We start from the raw sequence: 17,698 nt of genomic DNA, 5'->3' as shown, positions 1-17,698 counted from the left end.
GACGATGACCGTGGCAAGCGCCTCCACCGAGGCTAGTACCCACTTTTCTTGGAACGTGAGTCGTGATTCAAGGTCGGGATGATACCCGAAGCAAGAGAAGTCCACCTTTCGAGGAAAGATCGCAAGGTGCTTGAGGCGTGCTGTCGCTCACCGGTGACGTTGCAGCGCGATTTGAAGCGGGCGCGGATAGTTCTGTTGGCGGCGGATGGGCGCAGCACCCGGTCGATCGCCAAGGAAGTTGGGGTCCAGCCGCGGATTGTCAGCCTTTGGCGGCATCGCTATGCCGACCATGGCCTTGAAGGGCTGCAAGACAAGCCGCGGCCTGGCAAGCAGCCGATCTATACGAAGACGACCGACAAGCGGATTCTGAAGCTGCTGGATAAGCCGCCACCGCAAGGGTTTGCGCGCTGGACCGGCCCCCTGCTGGCCGAGGCGCTGGGCGATGTCGATGTCCAATATGTCTGGCGGTTCCTGCGCAGCCACAAGATTGACCTGGTGGCTCGCAAGTCCTGGTGCGAGAGCAACGACCCGAACTTTACGGCCAAAGCCGCCGATGTTGTCGGCCTCTATGTCGCGCCGCCGGCGAAGGCCATTGTGCTGTGCGTGGACGAGAAGCCCTCGATCCAGGCTTTGGAGCGAGCGCAGGGTTATCTGAAGTTGCCCAATGGCCGCGCCTTGACCGGCCAAAGCCACGATTACAAGCGGCATGGCACCACAACATTGTTTGCGGCGCTCGAAGTCGCCACCGGAAAGATCATCGCGACCCATTCAAAACGCCGGCGCCGCGTCGAGTTTCTCGATTTCATGAACAGCGTCACCGCGGCTTTTCCGAACCGCAAGCTTCACGTCATCCTCGACAACCTCAACACCCATAAAAAGAACGAGGACTGGCTCAAGGCCCACCCCAACGTGCAATTTCATTTCACGCCGACAAGTGCGTCATGGCTCAATCAGGTCGAAGTATGGTTTTCCATCTTGCAGGGGCAGTCGCTCAGCGGCACCTCCTTCACGAGCCTCAAGCAGCTTCAGGAACACATCGATGCCTACGTCAACGCATACAACGACAGAGCCGAGCCCTTCGTCTGGACCAAGAAAAAGGTCCGTCAACGCCGTTTCAAAGGCCGCCGTATCACTCAGCTCTGATTCCGGGTACTAGGGTGTCGTACCAGCTGTTCCAAGCTCAAGCATGCGCTGGCCTCTATCTGATCGGGCGTCCACCAGCGATAAAATGCGCTCTGTCGAGAGGACGTGCCTTCGCGCACAGGGACAACGCTACGTTTCGCCGCGCGCGCTTTGATCGCGCGGCAACATGTCCACCCGGCGCCCGAATATCGAGCGAACGTAGGTTCCGGTCGCCGTACACAGAGATCGCCCGCGGCTATGTCGAAGATGTTGGCCGACTGTGAAGTAGCTTACATCCCGTGTTCTTGGCCCGGGCTAACGTGGCGGAAGCTTCTTGCTTTGAAGGAGGCATCCAATGCTCGCAGCAATCAAATGGAACTCCCGATACAACGCGCGCGAATGGGGGATGATGGTTGGGGCGCTCGCCGTCCAACTCCGTGCACTGAATGCAAATCGACGGAAGGGCGAAAGCAAGCCGAGGCGGCCGCCCTGGAAATACTTCGACGATACCCATCATTGGGACACAGCCGCGGAGGAATGGGTCCCCAACAATGATCGGTGATCAGGCTTCAAGATCCCTTTCGCTGATGGACCTGGTCGAGCGGTGCGGTCACGTACAAGCAGCTGGATCGGGATGTGCGTCGGGACTTCCCGAAGAGTGACGCAGCAGCGCTCCGCCGACGGGGCGTAGCGCTGCGGCGCCGGGGCCGGGACCCGGAGGCGGCATGGTAACGGCCAGCTTCCGGCACGCCGCCCTTGCTGATATTCTCCGCCAAAAGACGTTTGGCGGAGGATAACGATGCGGCCCCACGGGATGGCCCCGAATATAGCGGCTGGCGATGTCACGCCCGCGGTGCTCGCCATCGGACGGCCGGATTTTCCGAGCGTGCTGATCGATACGCTGCGCCGGCAGGCCGATGTCGGCCATTGCATGGTGTTTGCGCTGAGCCGGGCCGGCGCTGCCCGCTCGATGCCGGCAACATCCCGATCGGCGGCGATCTCGGTGCGGCCTATGCCGGGCAGTTCCACGAATCCGATCCCAATCGCGATGCGCTGTTCGAAGGCGAGGGCGGCGCGTCGATCGTGCTTCCGACTTTCGCCCCACGCATGTACGGCGCGCGCTACCGCAAGATCTTCTTCAACGATTCCGGCATCGTCGACAAATGGGCGACCGCGATCTGGGTCGAGGACACCTGCTTCTACGTCAATTTCTATCGCATCGCCGCGCAGGGCCGCTTCAGCGACGCCCAGCGCGAACGCCTCCAGGCGATCGCACCTGCGATCGGGGCGAGCGTCGCGCGCCATTTTCAGCGGAGCGCAACGCCCGATCAGTCTCTCGCCGCGCTGTTCGCCACGCACGCGCCGCTCGCCGATCTCACGCCGCGCGAGCGGGAGGTTTGCCGGCGCATCCTCGAAGGCTTCAGCTCCGAGGCGATCTCGCAGGCGCTCGGCATCAGCCTGCATTCGACGCTGACCTACCGCAAGCGCGCCTATGAGCGGCTGGGTATCTCCTCGCAGAATGAATTGTTTTCGATCGTGCTGCGCCTGCTCGCGGGGCCGAGCGGCCTGAACTAAGGGATACTCTCAGGTCCGCTAACTCGAAATGGGTAGTTTCCTCAATGAACCCGATTTGCGATGATGCAGGGCAATTGCGGTGGCCGCCGCGGTTGTGGGGGGCGGCCTTGGTTTCTATCAGAGTCAGCGACGGGCCGCTTAGCTCCGAAAGGTTTGTGCGACTTTAGATCCTCGAGCTGTAGTCCCAATTCGCAGTTCTAGGAGGCCGCAATGGCAAATGTCTATTCAGTTCTGTCAATGTCCTTAGTTGCTACCGTTCTCATGGCTGGCAATGTCCAGGCCCAAAGCATTCCTCCGGAAGGCTCCGTCTTCGTTATATTCACCGCCACGCCCATTCCAGCCCCCAGGCCGATCGGCATCGGCAGAGAGTTTGCCCTCGTGAACCAAACACGCGCCATCTCTTCGTCCGTCGGCACTGCAGTGATCAATCCGATCTGAGCGCATCTGCATTGTCGCACCGATCGGACGTAGGGGTGTCGATCAACCGCTTGGTAAACGGGAAAGTAGCGATCTTCGATCTTTATCAGGGAGATCAAATGTCAGCCATGATGGACAATCCAACTGCCTGGTCCAGGCGTCGACGATGTCCGATCCACGATCGCTAACGCCGGAGATGAATTTCCGCCAAGGCACCAGATATGCCGGCGTCCTGGTCGCGATTGGAGTGATCTATTTCGTCCTGGCAAAAGGCGGCCTCGCTCTCGCCTCTGTTCATCCCAGTGCAACGCCAATTTGGCCGCCGACGGGTCTCGCGCTGGCGGCGGTGCTGTTGTGGGGATATCGGACCTGGCCCGCAATTTTCATTGCAGCGGTGATCGCCAATGCGACCACCGCCGGCTCTGTTGCCACCGCAATTGCGATTGCTTCCGGCAACACTCTTGAGGCCGTCGTTGGCGCTTATCTGGTCAATCGATGGTCGCGCGGACGTCATACGTTCTCGAGACCAAATTCCGTCGCGAAGTTTGCTCTGATCTGCATCGTGATCGCGACGCCGATCAGCGCCAGCATTGGACTGACCAGCCTGGCGACCGCCGGGTACATCGATCGGACCAATTTCGCGAACGCCTGGGTCACATGGTGGCTGGGAGATGTGACCGGCGCGCTGGTCATTGCCCCCGTTGTCGTGCTTTGGGCATCAAGCTACGACCATGCTTTCAACCGCAATGATTGTTTGGAGACGGTCGGCGTCCTCGCAACAGCGGCGGCTGTTGGACTCATTGCTTTCAGTCCCCTGATCGAGCAAACGCCGAGCAGAGATCCACTGGGTTTTCTCGCGATCCTGCCAATGTTGTGGGCGGCACTGCGCCGCGGTCCACGTGACACCGCAACGGTTGCGCTGGTGCTTGCCGGCATCACGGTTTGGGGGACGCTCACGGGCGGCGGCCCCTTCACGACCACGGACCTCAACGTTTCATTCCTGCTGGTGTTGATGTTCCTGATCAGCATTACGGTTCCGAGCTTGTTACTGAGCGCCGACGTCGAGGTCCGCAAGAGGGGGGAGAAACGTCTGCGCCGCGCGCAGGTCGAACTCGAACGGAAGGTCGCAGAGCGTACGCAGGAGCTTGAGCTCGCCAATGCAGCAAAATCGCGCTTCCTTGCCATGGCAAGCCACGATTTGCGGCAGCCATTGCACGCACTTGGCTTGTTCATTGCCCAGCTGCGCATGCCGCTCAGATCGGGGGAACGGACAAGGACGATCGAGCTGATCGATGCAACGCGCAAGGAAATGGATGAAATGCTCAATTCGCTGCTGGATATGTCCAAGCTGGATGCTGGAATCCTTATACCCACAATTACTGAATTCCCGATCGCGCGCCTGTTGCAAAAAATTGAGACGACGTTTGATCAGGCAACGCGAGAAACAGGCTTGCGTCTACGCGTCAGGCGAAGTGACGCCTGGGTGCGGAGCGACGCCATGCTGCTCGAACGCATACTGCTCAATTTGGTATCCAACGCTGTGCGCTATACGTTGCGGGGTGGGATCATTGTCGGCTGTCGCCGGCGCGGTCAAATGTTGCGCATCGAAGTATGGGATAGTGGTCCCGGCATTCCCGAGGATCAGAAGCAGAATATCTTTGGCGAGTTCTTTCAACTGGCCGCCCGAGACCGGAACCGGTACGGCAGCATGGGGCTCGGCTTGGCTATTGTCGACAGGCTTCGCCTGCTTCTCAACCATCCAATCGACTTAGCTTCGACCGTGGGCCGAGGTTCGCGATTCGCGATCCTGGTTCCGATGGCCGATGAATGCGATACATCCGCCGAGCCCGTCGACTCTCCCCACCCCGCGGCCTTTGCAGTCGAAGGCAAGCTCGTTCTTGTTATTGCCGATGCTCCAATTGTCCAACAGGGAACGGGCGGATTGCTTGGCAGATGGGGATACACCGTCCTTACCACCGGATCCGACGAAGCGGCACTTATCCGACTTGCGGAGCGCCAGCAACGCCCCGATCTCATCATCTCGGATTATCATCTTGCGAATGGAAAGACCGGGATCCGAGCCATTGAAAAAATCAATGCGGCGTTCGGTTCATCCATTCCAGCTATTCTCATCAGCGGCGATACGGCACCTGAACCAGCACGTGAGGTCAAGGATAGGGGATACATTTTGCTGCACAAGCCTGTCGACCCGATGCGGCTCCGCGCTGTCATGCACGAGCTCTTGATGGATCACGGCGATGGGAGGGATACCCGGGCGGCTTCATGACTCAGATTTCGGCGGCGATTCCCAGCCCATTTTCCCCACTTTGATGACTGCCTCGGTGCGGCTCGTTACGCTGAGCGCCTTGAGAACGACCGTGATGTGATTTTTCACTGTCGGCACTGCCATGTTGAGCGTCTTGGCAATGATCTTGTTGCTTTTTCCCTTCATCAGAAGCGCAAGCACTTCAATCTGCCGATCGGTCAATCCGAGGCCCCTGAGAAAGTCGGGCGTCGTCGGTTTATTTGCAAGCCGCCGAGACGGTGCTTCCTCCAGAATTTCAGAGGGAATGTAAATGCCGCCAGAGAACACCAACTCAATTGCGTTGAGCATGACCTCTCGTTCGGTCGTCTTAGGGATGAAACCCAGCGCGCCAAGTTTGAAAGCGCGCTTGACTGTGTCTTGATCATTCGAGGACGAAAGAATGATGATAGCAATGGTCGGATAGCTGTCTCGCAGTTCGCGGAGGACAGAGAATCCATCTCTGTCAGGCAAATTGATATCAAGCAGGATGAGGCTGATGTCGGGATGTTCCTCGACTATGTCCACTGCCTGACGGCTGCTCGAAGCTTCAAATATGACGGCTTCTCGCTTCAGCTGTCTCAAGACCGCGCACAACGCCTCGCGTATCAATGCATGATCGTCAACAATAAGGACTTTCATGAAAAGCTCTCCGTCATCCCATGGCACGGAGATCCAATTTGAGAAATCATACACCCGCCCTTGGGTCTTTGGCGAGGAAGAGGCTGGCGGGGAGACCGGCCTCGAGACCGTCCACTCTTCATCGCTGGTCCAGCCAGCGGCTCACGGTTAGACACTCAAGATAGAAGTTGAATGCCGTTGTATGCTGTAATTGTAATCAGCTCACGGGACGCCCAAAAAAGCGAGTGCGGATCACCAGAGTCGCGGATTCAGACTGCGGATATCTGTAAGTACCTTGATCATAGGACCTAGGAACCCCTCCGTGAGGACCTCCGGCTGATTTACGCGCGGTGCCGTTGAACGATAATCGTCACCCGACAGCTCCCGCGCCAGGAGGTTCTACCAGGCGTCGCCGTAATTCGCGGCCGGGTTCGGCGCGGCTGATGCTTTTCGTCAGTTTCGGTCCCTCTTGAAACGTGTTCGGACGCCGGACGGGGAACCAGATGCTTGATCGAACTGCCACCCTGAAGCCATTCGCAGGCGCGGTGCCGGAGCTGAACGGCTACGGCCGCGATCTGCGCATTGATGCCTGCCGCGGCATCGCGCTCTGGTGGATCTTTCTTGACCATGTTCCCAACAACATCGGGAGTTGGCTGACGCTGCGCAACTACGGCTTCAGCGATGCGGCGGAAGTATTCATGTTTCTTTCGGGTTTGACCTGCGCGCTGTCCTACGGCAAGGCACGGCAGAGCGGGGGCTGGACCGGCGTGATCGGCCGGACGCTGTGGCGAAGCTGGGATATTTATGTCGCATTTCTACTGCTTACCCTCGCCTGCGCCATCGTGGTTCACCTCGCAGGCGGCGGCCCTCTTGCCGATAAGAGCAATACGCGCATTCTGTTGGATCAGCCGGGCGTGACGCTCGCGCACGCGGCGATCCTGCAATACCGCCCGGTGAATACCGACATCTTGCCGCTCTTCGTGCTTTATCACCTTTTGTTTGCGCCGCTGCTGTGGCTGCTGCTGCGAGCGCCGAACGCAACGCTGGGCGCGTCGCTGCTGCTTTACGCACTGGTGCACGTCTTCGGCTGGACCATCCCGGCATGGCCGAACGGCCACTGGTTCTTCAATCCGCTGGCCTGGCAGCTGCCGCTTGTGCTTGGCGCGTGGTGGATCATCGAGGGCAAGAGAGTTCGACCGTGGGTGACCTCACGCACCGTGCTTGTTCCTGCGGTTCTTTATCTGCTGATCAGCCTCATCATCGCATTGAGCTGGAGCGTCAAACCGCTGGAAGCGTTGGTCCCTCGGGCACTCCTGACGCTGTTTTACCCGATGGACAAATCGAATCTCGCTCCATTGCGACTGCTGCATTTTCTGGCCCTTGCAGTCTTGGCCGTATGGCTCATGCCTCGCGATTGGCGAGGGCTGACGACGCCGGTGATGCGTGGCGCCATTCTCTGTGGCCGGAATTCGCTGCCAATCTACTGCCTTGGCGTTCTGCTGACGCTGGCCAGCCACATGGCGCTGCTCGACATTTCGGAGGGGCTGACGATGCAGATCGCGCTCAGTGTTGGCGGCGTCCTGGTGATGATCGTGGTGGCGGCGCTGCTGCATTTGGTCATGATCAAACCCAGGCAGCAGCCGCATGCGAAGGCCGTCGAGCAGCCAACCAGGTCTGAGCTGGTCATCAATCCCATGACAGCCAGGGCACTCGGCGTTGACGTTCCGCCCGCGGTACTCGCCTGTGCCGACAAGGTTGATCGACTAAAGATGCTGTTTGCTCCGGTGCGCGAGTCCGGCTGCGGCGCGGATCCAGTGCCAGCAATCGCGCACGCCTTCGGGCCACCAGCGAAAAGTGCGGGTCAGGACGTGGATTAGATCACAAGGACCGACAAGGGACCGTGGAGCCTGCCCCTTGATCGTCCGGCCATCCGGACAGGAGCCAAGGCCATGATTTCTCAACCAAGGACCCACAAGAGAGCGATGTTGATCGCGGCGTACGTGACGTTGGCCTGCGTAGCGGCATTTCTATCGGTCAACCTGACATCACCCACCAGCGCCGCGCTCGGCGCGGACTGGCAGTGCAGCCGGTTTGCCCTCGTATTTACGACCTGCACCCCGGTGGGTTCACACGAGACCCTTTCCACTGGCATGCGCAAGCTGACCTAGGATTAAGACCCAATTATCCATGTTGAGATTCAACGGGTTGGTCAACCGAATCGGGCGGCCAACAGATGCGGGCGAACTTGTTTTGGTTTAGCGACGGGCAGTACGCAGGGAATTTGGCAGAGTATCTTCGAGGCGGCGGCCGAACCTGCTGAACGAATGGCTCTCGACGGCACGCATGTCAAAGCGCATCGCTGCGCTGGCGGCGGAAAAGGGGGGCGTCGGAACAGGCGATTGGCATCACCAAGGGCGGGCGCAACAGCAAGATTCACGGCCTTGTCGATAAGCTGTGCCGCCCGTGGGTCTTGATCCTCACGCCTGGCAATACCGCCGACTGCACAGTCGGGCCGGCATGTGTCAGTCTGCTCGACGGCATCGCCGAGTTGCTCGGTGACAAGGCTTATGACAGCAACTCGTTCCGCGAGTCTCTGCGCAAGGACGGCATCAAACCGATAATCCCAGGCCGGTCAAATCGGAAGAGACACGCATACGTCACGACAAGCAAGCCTATAAGGATCGCAACGTCATCGAGCGCTGCTACTGCAGGCTCAAGGACTTCAGGCGCATCGCAACGCGCTACGACAAACTCGCTCGGAACTACTTCTCAGCCCTGTGCCTCGTTGCCGCCGTGGCATTCTGGCTTTAATCGTGCGCGGTTTCCGCTTTTGGGATAACATGGCGAGCGTGTCGGCACCCGGATGACGATGGGAAACCATGACGGGGAGCATGGAATGAGCTCGCAGCGAGTGTCGGGAACCGCCGTGCAACGAACCATTGCCGTCCTGGGCTCGGCGGTTTTCTTCGTGCTCGCCCCATGTACGCTGGCGGGGCTCGTTCCATGGTCGATCACGGGTTGGCAATTCCGGCCGCCGTTCCTTGGTCTGGAGCTGACGCGCGGCATCGGCGCGATAATGATTCTCGCAGGCGTGCCTGGGGTTTGGGGCAAGGATGCCGAATCGGCGCTATAGTGGCTGGTAGCCATGAACGACTCTCCATTAGTCGGTTGTGGTCAGGCTGTCGTTTGGTGTTCCAGCACCGGACGGCAGCCGCTTATCCGCTTCGCGCTTGCTGCGAAGCCGATCAGATATGCTAACTTTCGGCTGGATATGCCAAGCTTGCCGCGTTGGTATGGTTAATGCAGCCTCGTAGCCAGGTGCCCATCTGGCCTTCCTGTATCCGGTTCAAGTCAGATGCTGCTTTCGTAGTTCGAAAAGACCAGGCGCCCTATGGCGACCTTGCCCGCTTCGTTTCCGGACGAACGGACCACTCTGACTCAGATATTGGCTTTGCGGTCATTTTCGCGACTGGTGCAGGAGGGTCGTTAGCTCATAGACCGTGACGGCCGTCCCGAGGAAGCGCCGAAGGAGTCACGCCGGGAGCGATCTCGTCGATGGCCCAGAGAAGGCGGCCACCTTTGGCGACCGCCCTTAGGGCGACGCTCGCTTTACCTGGGGACGGCTAGATCCAGAGCAGAAGGAGCACTGCGATTACTATCCATAGAACGAGATTGGATCCTTGAGCGATCGTAACCGCGCCTGTTTCGCGATTACGGAAGAATCACCGGAGGAATTGGCACCTCCATTCCCCAGCGAGCGCGCGCTGGGGCTGAGTTCGAGGATCAAGACCGCCGTGCTGGCTGGGGCTCGACGCCATCAATGCTACCCAATCTTGCCGAGCTCCGGTCTGGCCGGCACCGATCTCGATCGCTGCGGCACGAACCGCTCGGGCAGCGTGCACCATCGGCGTTGGCCAACATGATGACCCAGTCGTCGCACGTCACACGGTAGACAATCCGCAAGACGACGCAGGCCTGAGAGCCGCCAACATATTGAACGAAGGCTCGATATCATTTCGTTTTGAAAAAGATTAGGGAAATGAGAAGTGTGAAAATCTAAGTCCTCTCTGCTGATCTCGGTCTGATCGGAATTGGATCGAAATATCTTTGTCGAGGTTATTCGTCCCTTGTTTTTCTGCTTCGGACGATCGGCATTTGGCATTGAGGCGACGCTGAAGAGGCGATAGCCCTACGGGTGAGATGGCAATGCTGTCGATCAAAAGCGAGCTGGGACCTAAAAATCCGACCCGTTTCGTAACGCCACCCGTTGCGTAATGTGAAGTCGAGTGCTCATTGTAAGCGCACGCGCTTTCGTAGCTATATCGGAACGTTTTTGATGAGGTGGGTTACTAGTACCCACTTTTCTTGGAACGTGAGTCGTGATTCAAGGTCGGGATGATACCCGAAGCAAGAGAAGTCCACCTTTCGAGGAAAGATCGCAAGGTGCTTGAGGCGTGCTGTCGCTCACCGGTGACGTTGCAGCGCGATTTGAAGCGGGCGCGGATAGTTCTGTTGGCGGCGGATGGGCGCAGCACCCGGTCGATCGCCAAGGAAGTTGGGGTCCAGCCGCGGATTGTCAGCCTTTGGCGGCATCGCTATGCCGACCATGGCCTTGAAGGGCTGCAAGACAAGCCGCGGCCTGGCAAGCAGCCGATCTATACGAAGACGACCGACAAGCGGATTCTGAAGCTGCTGGATAAGCCGCCACCGCAAGGGTTTGCGCGCTGGACCGGCCCCCTGCTGGCCGAGGCGCTGGGCGATGTCGATGTCCAATATGTCTGGCGGTTCCTGCGCAGCCACAAGATTGACCTGGTGGCTCGCAAGTCCTGGTGCGAGAGCAACGACCCGAACTTTACGGCCAAAGCCGCCGATGTTGTCGGCCTCTATGTCGCGCCGCCGGCGAAGGCCATTGTGCTGTGCGTGGACGAGAAGCCCTCGATCCAGGCTTTGGAGCGAGCGCAGGGTTATCTGAAGTTGCCCAATGGCCGCGCCTTGACCGGCCAAAGCCACGATTACAAGCGGCATGGCACCACAACATTGTTTGCGGCGCTCGAAGTCGCCACCGGAAAGATCATCGCGACCCATTCAAAACGCCGGCGCCGCGTCGAGTTTCTCGATTTCATGAACAGCGTCACCGCGGCTTTTCCGAACCGCAAGCTTCACGTCATCCTCGACAACCTCAACACCCATAAAAAGAACGAGGACTGGCTCAAGGCCCACCCCAACGTGCAATTTCATTTCACGCCGACAAGTGCGTCATGGCTCAATCAGGTCGAAGTATGGTTTTCCATCTTGCAGGGGCAGTCGCTCAGCGGCACCTCCTTCACGAGCCTCAAGCAGCTTCAGGAACACATCGATGCCTACGTCAACGCATACAACGACAGAGCCGAGCCCTTCGTCTGGACCAAGAAAAAGGTCCGTCAACGCCGTTTCAAAGGCCGCCGTATCACTCAGCTCTGATTCCGGGTACTAGCTAGTTCCCGCGCTGGACTGTTTAAGCCTGCTAGCCTAAAGTTGAGCGGCGAGGAACATCTCGGTCTGTCCTGCTCAGCCCGCGCGAGCGCCTTTGTCTGTGCCTCAGCGGTGGCGTTATCAAATACCTCCGGACGCATCCGGCTGCGGGCTAGGTTGTCCCAGTAGAAGAATTTGGACGGCCGCCCTCCGGGAAGCGCGCATCGCAATTGCCGCCGTCGGGCACCATCACGGAGCGTAGGTTAGTTTAGTGCATTACGTTGTGACCGAAAAGTTGACGACAAGGAAGATCTGCCCGCCGATTCCGGGGCTGTCGGTCACCTCGACGCGCCAGGTAAGGTCCTGCCACAAGGGTCCCTCTGCTCCATCGTTGAGGATTTTACTGCTCAATTCGATCGCCGCTGCTTGCGCGGCGGCGATATCCGGAAGTTCCAGTCCGACATCATCGAAGATGGTAATGCCGTCGTGGACATGGAAGAAGAAACGGGTCATCCGCACGACTCCCCAAGAGACGGCAGCGAAAGCGCGCGCTCTCTGCCCGCCAATGTGCGTAACGCTAATATGTACCGGGGGTGCTAAGGCGGAGAGGACGCTCTTTTGGGGAGATGGAGTGCCTCTTCGGGGGTAGGTGTCTGGTCAGATCCCAAGTCGGCGGACTTCGCCTGGGCGGAGCGCATCTGATTTCACGCGCAGGCGGTGCTGCAAGAGCCTAACGATTTGCCCGTCACCAACGACCTGCGCGACCGCTTCGGTCGCCCTCTCAGGTTCGACCGCTGCAACCCAGTATGATCTTTCCCCGTCGGGCGCGATGACCGCGACCATAGGTAATCGGACCATCATCAAAAAATTCCATACTGAAAGTCACAACCATAAGTTTTAGGATTTGCCAAAACAAGACCTGGTCGCAGTTATGGTTAGCGTCGGCGAGAACCAGATAGATGTCGCGGTCGAGCCGGTCCGCGGGCAAGATCGAGGGCGAGACACGCATACGCAAACTCCAACACAGACGGTATCGGAGAGACGACCCCGGCTTCAGGGGCTTCCGGCGGGGAGGGCCGGGGCCGCTCCGCCGGCTCGGGGGCGAGCCGGCGACGATTCAAATGCGCCGCGCTCGCGTGGTTCCTGCACTAGGGCGTGTACTCACAAACGTCGGCTTACCAATGTCAAGCGGAAGTCTGCCATCTTGAGCGTGATCGGCGACTTGTGACCCATAGCCGTCATTCCTTCGTGACTCGAAGCGCGTCGACTTTCCTAAATCACCCGCGGTAGCTTAGACGGCGCCATAGAAGTGCCGATACTGCCAAGCGGCTTCCCTCTGTAGTTGAGGTTCAGACCACGGCTGGTCTTTGAAGCGCATGACAGACATAGGCGAGAGATCGACAGCCGGCTTGCCATCGATGATCCAGGTTGCAAGCGCCTCTCCGATGGTCGGCGAGATTGAGAGGCCAGCGACGTTGCACCCGCTTGCAAAATAGAAGCCTGCAGCTTCGGAGGCCGGGCCAAGGATGTGGTGGCCGTCGGCGGTCATTGTCGGAATGCCACCACGAAATTCTCGCACTTTTGCCGTTTGCAGGATTGGAAGTTGATCTTTGACTTCAAGAGCCGCTGAACGCAGCACGTCGATGTCGAGTGGCATGTCCTTGATGTCGAAACTGGCTCCGAGCGACTCCATGTCGAAAAGTCGTGGGGTTTCTTCGTAGACACCCCAAAGCAAGCCGCCCTGGCAGGGACGCGTGTATACGGCGGCATCCATGATCCGAATCATTGGTTGGTCAGCACGCGCGCCATCCAAAGGCTCGGTGACGATGAGTTGCTGCCGGGTCGGGACCAGAGGCACGGAAATCCCACATGCCTCCGCGACCTGTCGCGTCCATGCACCAGCCGCATCAACCACGATCGGGCCTTCAATGATGCCTTTCGAGGTGGTTACGCCGGTCACCTTGCGGGCAGTGATGTTTACGGTGAGCACGTCCGTCTTTGGCAGTACGGTTGCGCCTCGAGCTGCCGCTGCTATGGCGAAGCCGGTGGCGACCTGCGCGGGGTCGAAATACCTGTCGTCACCGATCCTCATCGCCGCGACGACGCCGGTCGGCTTTAAAAACGGATTGAGGCGACTTGCCTGCTCCGAAGAAATCGGCTCGACATCAAGGCCCATGCGGCGCCCGCGCTCAAGGTCAGCCCTGATCACCTCCGCGTCCTGCGGCCGACGCGCGATCTTCAGGCTGCCAGAGTGCACCCAATCGAGAGGCTGCCCCGTTTCTTCGGTGAACGCTTCAATCTTACGGCAAGCGTCCTTGATGAGGCCAATCATCAAGTCGCTCTTGCGGACGCAGCTCACCATGCCCGCAGCGCGGGGCGAGGTTTGCGATCCGATATCGTGCTTGTCGATCAGAACGACGTTGAGACCGCGTTTGCTCAAGTAATATGCTGTGGCAGCGCCGAGGCCGCCGGAGCCAATGACAATAGTATCGGCCTTGCTAATCATGGGACTATGCTCGAAACACGTTAGCTGGCACCGAAGTCTATCACCGGCGGTGGTAGCCGACTATTCTCTTTCTCTGGGCAACAGCCGTAACGAGGGCCGTTGTTGGCCCAGAAGCGAAAAGGCTCGGGTAGTCGCAGAAGTCCGGTGTGTTGGGTAGAGTGGACATGGGCGACACGGTCTTCGACCGGCGCTCATTTCCCAAAACCGACTTTTAGCCCTCTGGCAGCCCGGCCAAGCGCATGCCCTCATAGAAGCGTTCGCGTCTGACTAGGTAAGTCGGATTGTTACTCGGAGCATGGCGTTGGAAGCGGCGGATGGTGAACCCTGGATCGAGGCAAGCCCTACCTGCGCGGCGGCCCGTGCCTCGTCCAGCCACTCAAGCAGCGCCAGCGCGGCGGCGAGATGGAAATGCGCGAGGGGGAAATTGCGGTTGGCCTCGATGCTTTGGCGCAGCCAGGCGACCGCCTCGGCGTCGGCATTGAGCTGCACGTTGGCGCAGCCGACAAACAGCATCCACCGGTAGACCCAGATATCCCGGGGAGAGAGGCGCAGCGCCTCATGGACATGGGCCTCGGTCTCCTCGGCGCGAGCAAGAAAATACTTGGCAAGACCAATCCAGCCATGGGCGTTAGCTAGATTTCGATCCAGCGACAACGCGTGCTCACATTCGGCGATACCTTGGGCCGCGCGGGCCGTAAAAATATGCACGGCGCCGAGATACATGTGGGCCGGGGCGTATTGCGGAGCCAGGGACAAAGCCTTGATTAAGGCCCCCTCGGCCGCCGCGAGCAGCGCAGCGCGGTCGTCAATAGAAAAGTTAGCGCCCCTATTAAAGTCAACTATTGCGCTGCCAACCAGTGCTTCGACACAGTCGGGATCGAGCGCCAAGGCACGTTCGAAAAAGCCGCGCGCTTGCGCCAAGTGTTCGTTGGTTAGTCCTTCGTGTAAGCAAGCGATGCCCTGAAAATACAAGTCCATCGCATCAGGATGCGGCGAACGTTGCGCTAGCCGTGCCTCGGCCGCGATGAGCTGGGCATCGAGAGTGTTAGCGAGCCGCGAAACGATTTCGTCCTGCATATCGAAAAGGTCGGCGACAGGCTTGTCGAAGCGTTCGGCCCAAAGATGATTGCCGGTTTTCGCGTCGATCAGCTGCACATTCACCCGAAGTCGGTTGCTGCCCCGCTGCACCGAGCCTTCGAGCACGTAGCGGACGTTCAACTCGCGCCCGACCTTCTTCACGTCGACGGCCATGCCCTTAAACGTCAACGCAGTGGTGCTGGCAATCACGAATGAGTCCCTAATGCGCGACAGGTCCGTAGTCAGGCTCTCGGTCACGCCATCGGCGAAATAGTCTTGCTCGGGATCGCCGCCGATGTTCGCGAACGGCAGCACCACGATGGACAGATGTGTCGGGGGAGGTGTGCTCGGCATCGCACCCTCAGTCGTTGTGCCCCGAGTAAATCCATCCCAGACCACAGCATAGGCTCGGACTGGGCGGGCAATATTCTTGAGGCTCTGCTCGCCTAGATCGGCGAACTCGACCGCGACCTTGCCGCGAACCTGATCGTAGGCGGAGGAGGATAGGCAGATGCCGCCGGGTTCGGCGATGCCCTCAAGCCGCGCCGCGATGTTAACGCCGTCTCCAAAGATGTCATGCGGTTCAACAATTACGTCGCCGATATTGATGCCCACACGGAACAGGATGCGCCTGTCTTCAGCATAACCGACGGTAAGTTCGCGGACGCGGGTCTGAAATTGAATGGCAGCTCGAACCGCTTCGACCGCGCTTGGAAACTCTGCCAAGAAGCCGTCGCCGGTGTTCTTCACAATGCGGCCCCCGCGTTCGGCAATCGCGGGCTCGACGGCGTCTGCTAGGAGCGCTGCCAGTTTGGCGTGCGTTGCCTCTTCGTCATTGTGCATCAGCCGCGAATAGCCAGCGATGTCGGCGGCCAATATCGCCGACAACCTACGCTCGACCCGGACTGGCCGCTTTTGCACCATGGCTCGCAACCCAACCGAGGAGATATTGTACGACGGATCGAATGACCAGGCCACGCTGCTCATGTCGCTTATTGGCCCAGATGCGACCCTGGGCGCGGCACAACAATACGTCCGAAATTGAGGTTAGACCGGAAGTCGTCGGCCGAGACGTGCACCGCTGCTTTTGACCCCGAACGGACATTGGGTCGCAGCGTCTCGAGTCGATTGGCTGCTTCGGCCCACCTAGGGGATAAGCGCCGTCGGCATTGGTCCGGTTGGCTGCGGCACAAACTGATGCTGCTGCCCCCGTACCATTGCCAAGAGCGCCAATATGATTGCAACGACCGCCAAGAGTCGGACCATCAAATTCAGACCTGCTGAAATTGTGTTCGTACGGACGAGACCTGGACTTTGGACATGTTTGGAAAAGCAATCGTTCAACTCACGGTCAAAACATGCATGCTGAGGAAATCAGCACCGTGAACATGTCGACGTCAAACTCGCGCTCCAAGCTCATTCCGAACCGCCCAAGCCACTTGTCCTGAGCCAAATATGCCAACTTCTCTCGCGCCCTCGGGCATTCGAACCTGAGCTTGGCCAGGTTCTGGAGGTGATGGACCATTTCGTGGACCAGGATCGATTGTTCGGCTGGTGAAGTCCCAGTCCAGTCATCAGGGAGGAGGATCGTTTTTGACGTGTTGTTATAGAGGGCGACGACCTGACGCTGAGCCAGTTCATCGAATGCGTCGTTCTCCGTGAAACTCTCCGAAAGGGCACCATCTCCGAACCGCATCGTCGCGAGTTTCATCTTCGACGCAAATTCGATGGCTGGACGTTCCTTGATGGCCGGCAGATCGAAATTCGAAGCGAGCCAAGTCACAATTTCATCCAACAAGTCTTCCGCGGCTCGCGTTGCGTCGGCACGCGACGGAACCGAAGGCGAACCGGTGGGCGCGGTGGGCTCCGACCCATCACGACAATGGGCTTGAGACGATGCCGACGGTAGAGAGGCTATGACCGCGAGCAAAAGAAGTCGCTTGAACATGAAAACCTCCTCGGAGGTCGTTCGAAACAGAAACCCTTTTGAAACAATCAGTCAGCAATTGAACTTGCTGCAAGCATAGCATTCGCGTCACGACGCCGTTGTGAACCCGTTCACACTCGGAATCGTGGCGCGCCAGGCGCTTGGTAAATCAAGCTATCGGCAGAGGACGAGTATGACTTAATGGTGATCGCGGTGGCTGCAACAAGGAGAGCGACAGCCACAAATCCGGTGATCGCGCGATGCTTCATGATGGGAAACCTCAGGCTCCGAAGCCCACAGAAGTGAGCCCCGCAAATCCCGAAAAGGTTCAACCGGATGACCAACTCGATGAGGGGCACGTGGCTGCACTTCTGGCGCTGGGCTGCAGTGTAGTCCGCGGGTGGCCCGTTGCCGACCTTCGCTTATAGGGCGGCAATGTCTGCCTTCAGGAGACAATGCGGCTTTTTCACGCAGGTAAGCTTGATATCGGCGCCTGCCTGTCCCTTCATCGTTTAGCAGCGCCGTGGTGCAATCGTCAGCCCAACGCAAGATATCGCCGGAATTGATCAGTTTGCAGTGGGGTTGTTGTCTGCCTGATTAGCGATCGTGAAGCAGGCGACCATGACGAAGATCTCCATGTGATCGCCCAAGGCGCTGCCTCGGCTCTTGCCCGTTTCTCTTTGCCGCATATTCGGGCCAA

The 17,698-nt window shown here is 58.9% G+C and carries 11 protein-coding genes and 4 pseudogenes; 10 read left to right on the top strand and 5 right to left on the bottom strand.

All coding sequences use genetic code 11. From position 1 onward, the window contains the following. Positions 1–78 precede the first annotated feature (78 nt). The 4 genes and pseudogenes from ACFLEY_RS40450 to ACFLEY_RS40435 all read left to right on the top strand — a co-directional run bounded on the left by ACFLEY_RS40450 (position 79) and on the right by ACFLEY_RS40435 (position 5,401). Complete coding sequence (locus tag ACFLEY_RS40450) at positions 79–1,143, top strand: IS630-like element ISRj1 family transposase (RefSeq protein WP_026192128.1); 1,065 nt, start codon at positions 79–81, stop codon at positions 1,141–1,143. A gap of 778 nt (positions 1,144–1,921) precedes the next feature. Next, positions 1,922–2,697, top strand: a pseudogene (locus tag ACFLEY_RS40445) (helix-turn-helix transcriptional regulator). A gap of 210 nt (positions 2,698–2,907) precedes the next feature. Next, the gene (locus ACFLEY_RS40440; protein WP_129557482.1) at positions 2,908–3,135 is read left to right on the top strand and encodes a hypothetical protein; all 228 of its coding nucleotides are present in this window, start codon (positions 2,908–2,910) and stop codon (positions 3,133–3,135) included. Between the two features lie 175 nt (positions 3,136–3,310). Then, positions 3,311–5,401, top strand: a complete 2,091-nt coding sequence (locus ACFLEY_RS40435; RefSeq protein WP_162494247.1) for an MASE1 domain-containing protein — start codon at positions 3,311–3,313, stop codon at positions 5,399–5,401. Here ACFLEY_RS40435 and ACFLEY_RS40430 read toward each other — a convergent pair. After that, positions 5,396–6,058, bottom strand: a complete 663-nt coding sequence (locus ACFLEY_RS40430; protein WP_060910316.1) for a response regulator transcription factor — start codon at positions 6,056–6,058, stop codon at positions 5,396–5,398. The genes ACFLEY_RS40435 and ACFLEY_RS40430 overlap by 6 nt on opposite strands. A 482-nt stretch (positions 6,059–6,540) precedes the next feature. Between ACFLEY_RS40430 and opgC the strand changes: the two genes are divergently transcribed. The 6 genes and pseudogenes from opgC (at position 6,541) to ACFLEY_RS40400 (ending at position 11,497) form a co-directional block, all read left to right on the top strand. Next, positions 6,541–7,914 (top strand): OpgC domain-containing protein, encoded by a 1,374-nt coding sequence (gene opgC, locus ACFLEY_RS40425; RefSeq protein ID WP_060910317.1) that lies wholly within the window; start codon positions 6,541–6,543, stop codon positions 7,912–7,914. Between the two features lie 105 nt (positions 7,915–8,019). Then, positions 8,020–8,205, top strand: coding sequence for a hypothetical protein (locus tag ACFLEY_RS40420; RefSeq protein ID WP_129557483.1), 186 nt, complete (start codon positions 8,020–8,022; stop codon positions 8,203–8,205). A 302-nt stretch (positions 8,206–8,507) separates the two neighbouring features. Next, positions 8,508–8,630, top strand: a pseudogene (locus ACFLEY_RS40415) (IS5/IS1182 family transposase); the annotation flags it as partial. Positions 8,631–8,683: 53 nt separating this feature from the next. Further along, positions 8,684–8,848 (top strand): annotated as a pseudogene (locus tag ACFLEY_RS40410) (transposase); the annotation flags it as partial. 85 nt (positions 8,849–8,933) lie between these two features. After that, positions 8,934–9,170 (top strand): hypothetical protein, encoded by a 237-nt coding sequence (locus ACFLEY_RS40405; RefSeq protein WP_249163468.1) that lies wholly within the window; start codon positions 8,934–8,936, stop codon positions 9,168–9,170. Between the two features lie 1,262 nt (positions 9,171–10,432). Continuing rightward, on the top strand, positions 10,433–11,497 hold the full coding sequence (locus ACFLEY_RS40400; protein ID WP_026192128.1) for an IS630-like element ISRj1 family transposase: 1,065 nt from the start codon (positions 10,433–10,435) through the stop codon (positions 11,495–11,497). Positions 11,498–11,764: 267 nt separating this feature from the next. Here the strand turns inward: ACFLEY_RS40400 and ACFLEY_RS40395 are convergent, their stop codons facing one another. The 4 genes and pseudogenes from ACFLEY_RS40395 to ACFLEY_RS40380 form a co-directional block, all read right to left on the bottom strand. Continuing rightward, positions 11,765–12,001, bottom strand: a complete 237-nt coding sequence (locus ACFLEY_RS40395; protein WP_060910319.1) for a DUF6894 family protein — start codon at positions 11,999–12,001, stop codon at positions 11,765–11,767. A gap of 778 nt (positions 12,002–12,779) precedes the next feature. Further along, a complete protein-coding gene (locus ACFLEY_RS40390; RefSeq protein ID WP_060910321.1) occupies positions 12,780–13,994 on the bottom strand; it encodes an FAD-binding oxidoreductase in 1,215 nt (404 codons plus the stop codon). Positions 13,995–14,205: 211 nt separating this feature from the next. Then, a pseudogene (locus ACFLEY_RS40385) lies at positions 14,206–15,995 on the bottom strand (adenylate/guanylate cyclase domain-containing protein). 427 nt (positions 15,996–16,422) lie between these two features. Further along, positions 16,423–17,019 (bottom strand): DUF6647 family protein, encoded by a 597-nt coding sequence (locus ACFLEY_RS40380; RefSeq protein WP_060910322.1) that lies wholly within the window; start codon positions 17,017–17,019, stop codon positions 16,423–16,425. Positions 17,020–17,698 lie beyond the last annotated feature (679 nt).

The organism is Bradyrhizobium sp. YCK136 (genome assembly GCF_044570075.1).
Taxonomy (GTDB): domain Bacteria; phylum Pseudomonadota; class Alphaproteobacteria; order Rhizobiales; family Xanthobacteraceae; genus Bradyrhizobium; species Bradyrhizobium diazoefficiens.
This window is presented reverse-complemented; position numbering and strand designations above follow the sequence as displayed.

Coding starts and splice junctions, on each gene's coding strand:
- ACFLEY_RS40450 (WP_026192128.1), top strand. CDS start 79: ATGATACCCGAAGCAAGAGAAGTCCACCTTTCGAGGAAAGATCGCAAG.
- ACFLEY_RS40440 (WP_129557482.1), top strand. CDS start 2,908: ATGGCAAATGTCTATTCAGTTCTGTCAATGTCCTTAGTTGCTACCGTT.
- ACFLEY_RS40435 (WP_162494247.1), top strand. CDS start 3,311: ATGAATTTCCGCCAAGGCACCAGATATGCCGGCGTCCTGGTCGCGATT.
- ACFLEY_RS40430 (WP_060910316.1), bottom strand. CDS start 6,058: ATGAAAGTCCTTATTGTTGACGATCATGCATTGATACGCGAGGCGTTG.
- opgC (WP_060910317.1), top strand. CDS start 6,541: ATGCTTGATCGAACTGCCACCCTGAAGCCATTCGCAGGCGCGGTGCCG.
- ACFLEY_RS40420 (WP_129557483.1), top strand. CDS start 8,020: ATGTTGATCGCGGCGTACGTGACGTTGGCCTGCGTAGCGGCATTTCTA.
- ACFLEY_RS40405 (WP_249163468.1), top strand. CDS start 8,934: ATGAGCTCGCAGCGAGTGTCGGGAACCGCCGTGCAACGAACCATTGCC.
- ACFLEY_RS40400 (WP_026192128.1), top strand. CDS start 10,433: ATGATACCCGAAGCAAGAGAAGTCCACCTTTCGAGGAAAGATCGCAAG.
- ACFLEY_RS40395 (WP_060910319.1), bottom strand. CDS start 12,001: ATGACCCGTTTCTTCTTCCATGTCCACGACGGCATTACCATCTTCGAT.
- ACFLEY_RS40390 (WP_060910321.1), bottom strand. CDS start 13,994: ATGATTAGCAAGGCCGATACTATTGTCATTGGCTCCGGCGGCCTCGGC.
- ACFLEY_RS40380 (WP_060910322.1), bottom strand. CDS start 17,019: ATGTTCAAGCGACTTCTTTTGCTCGCGGTCATAGCCTCTCTACCGTCG.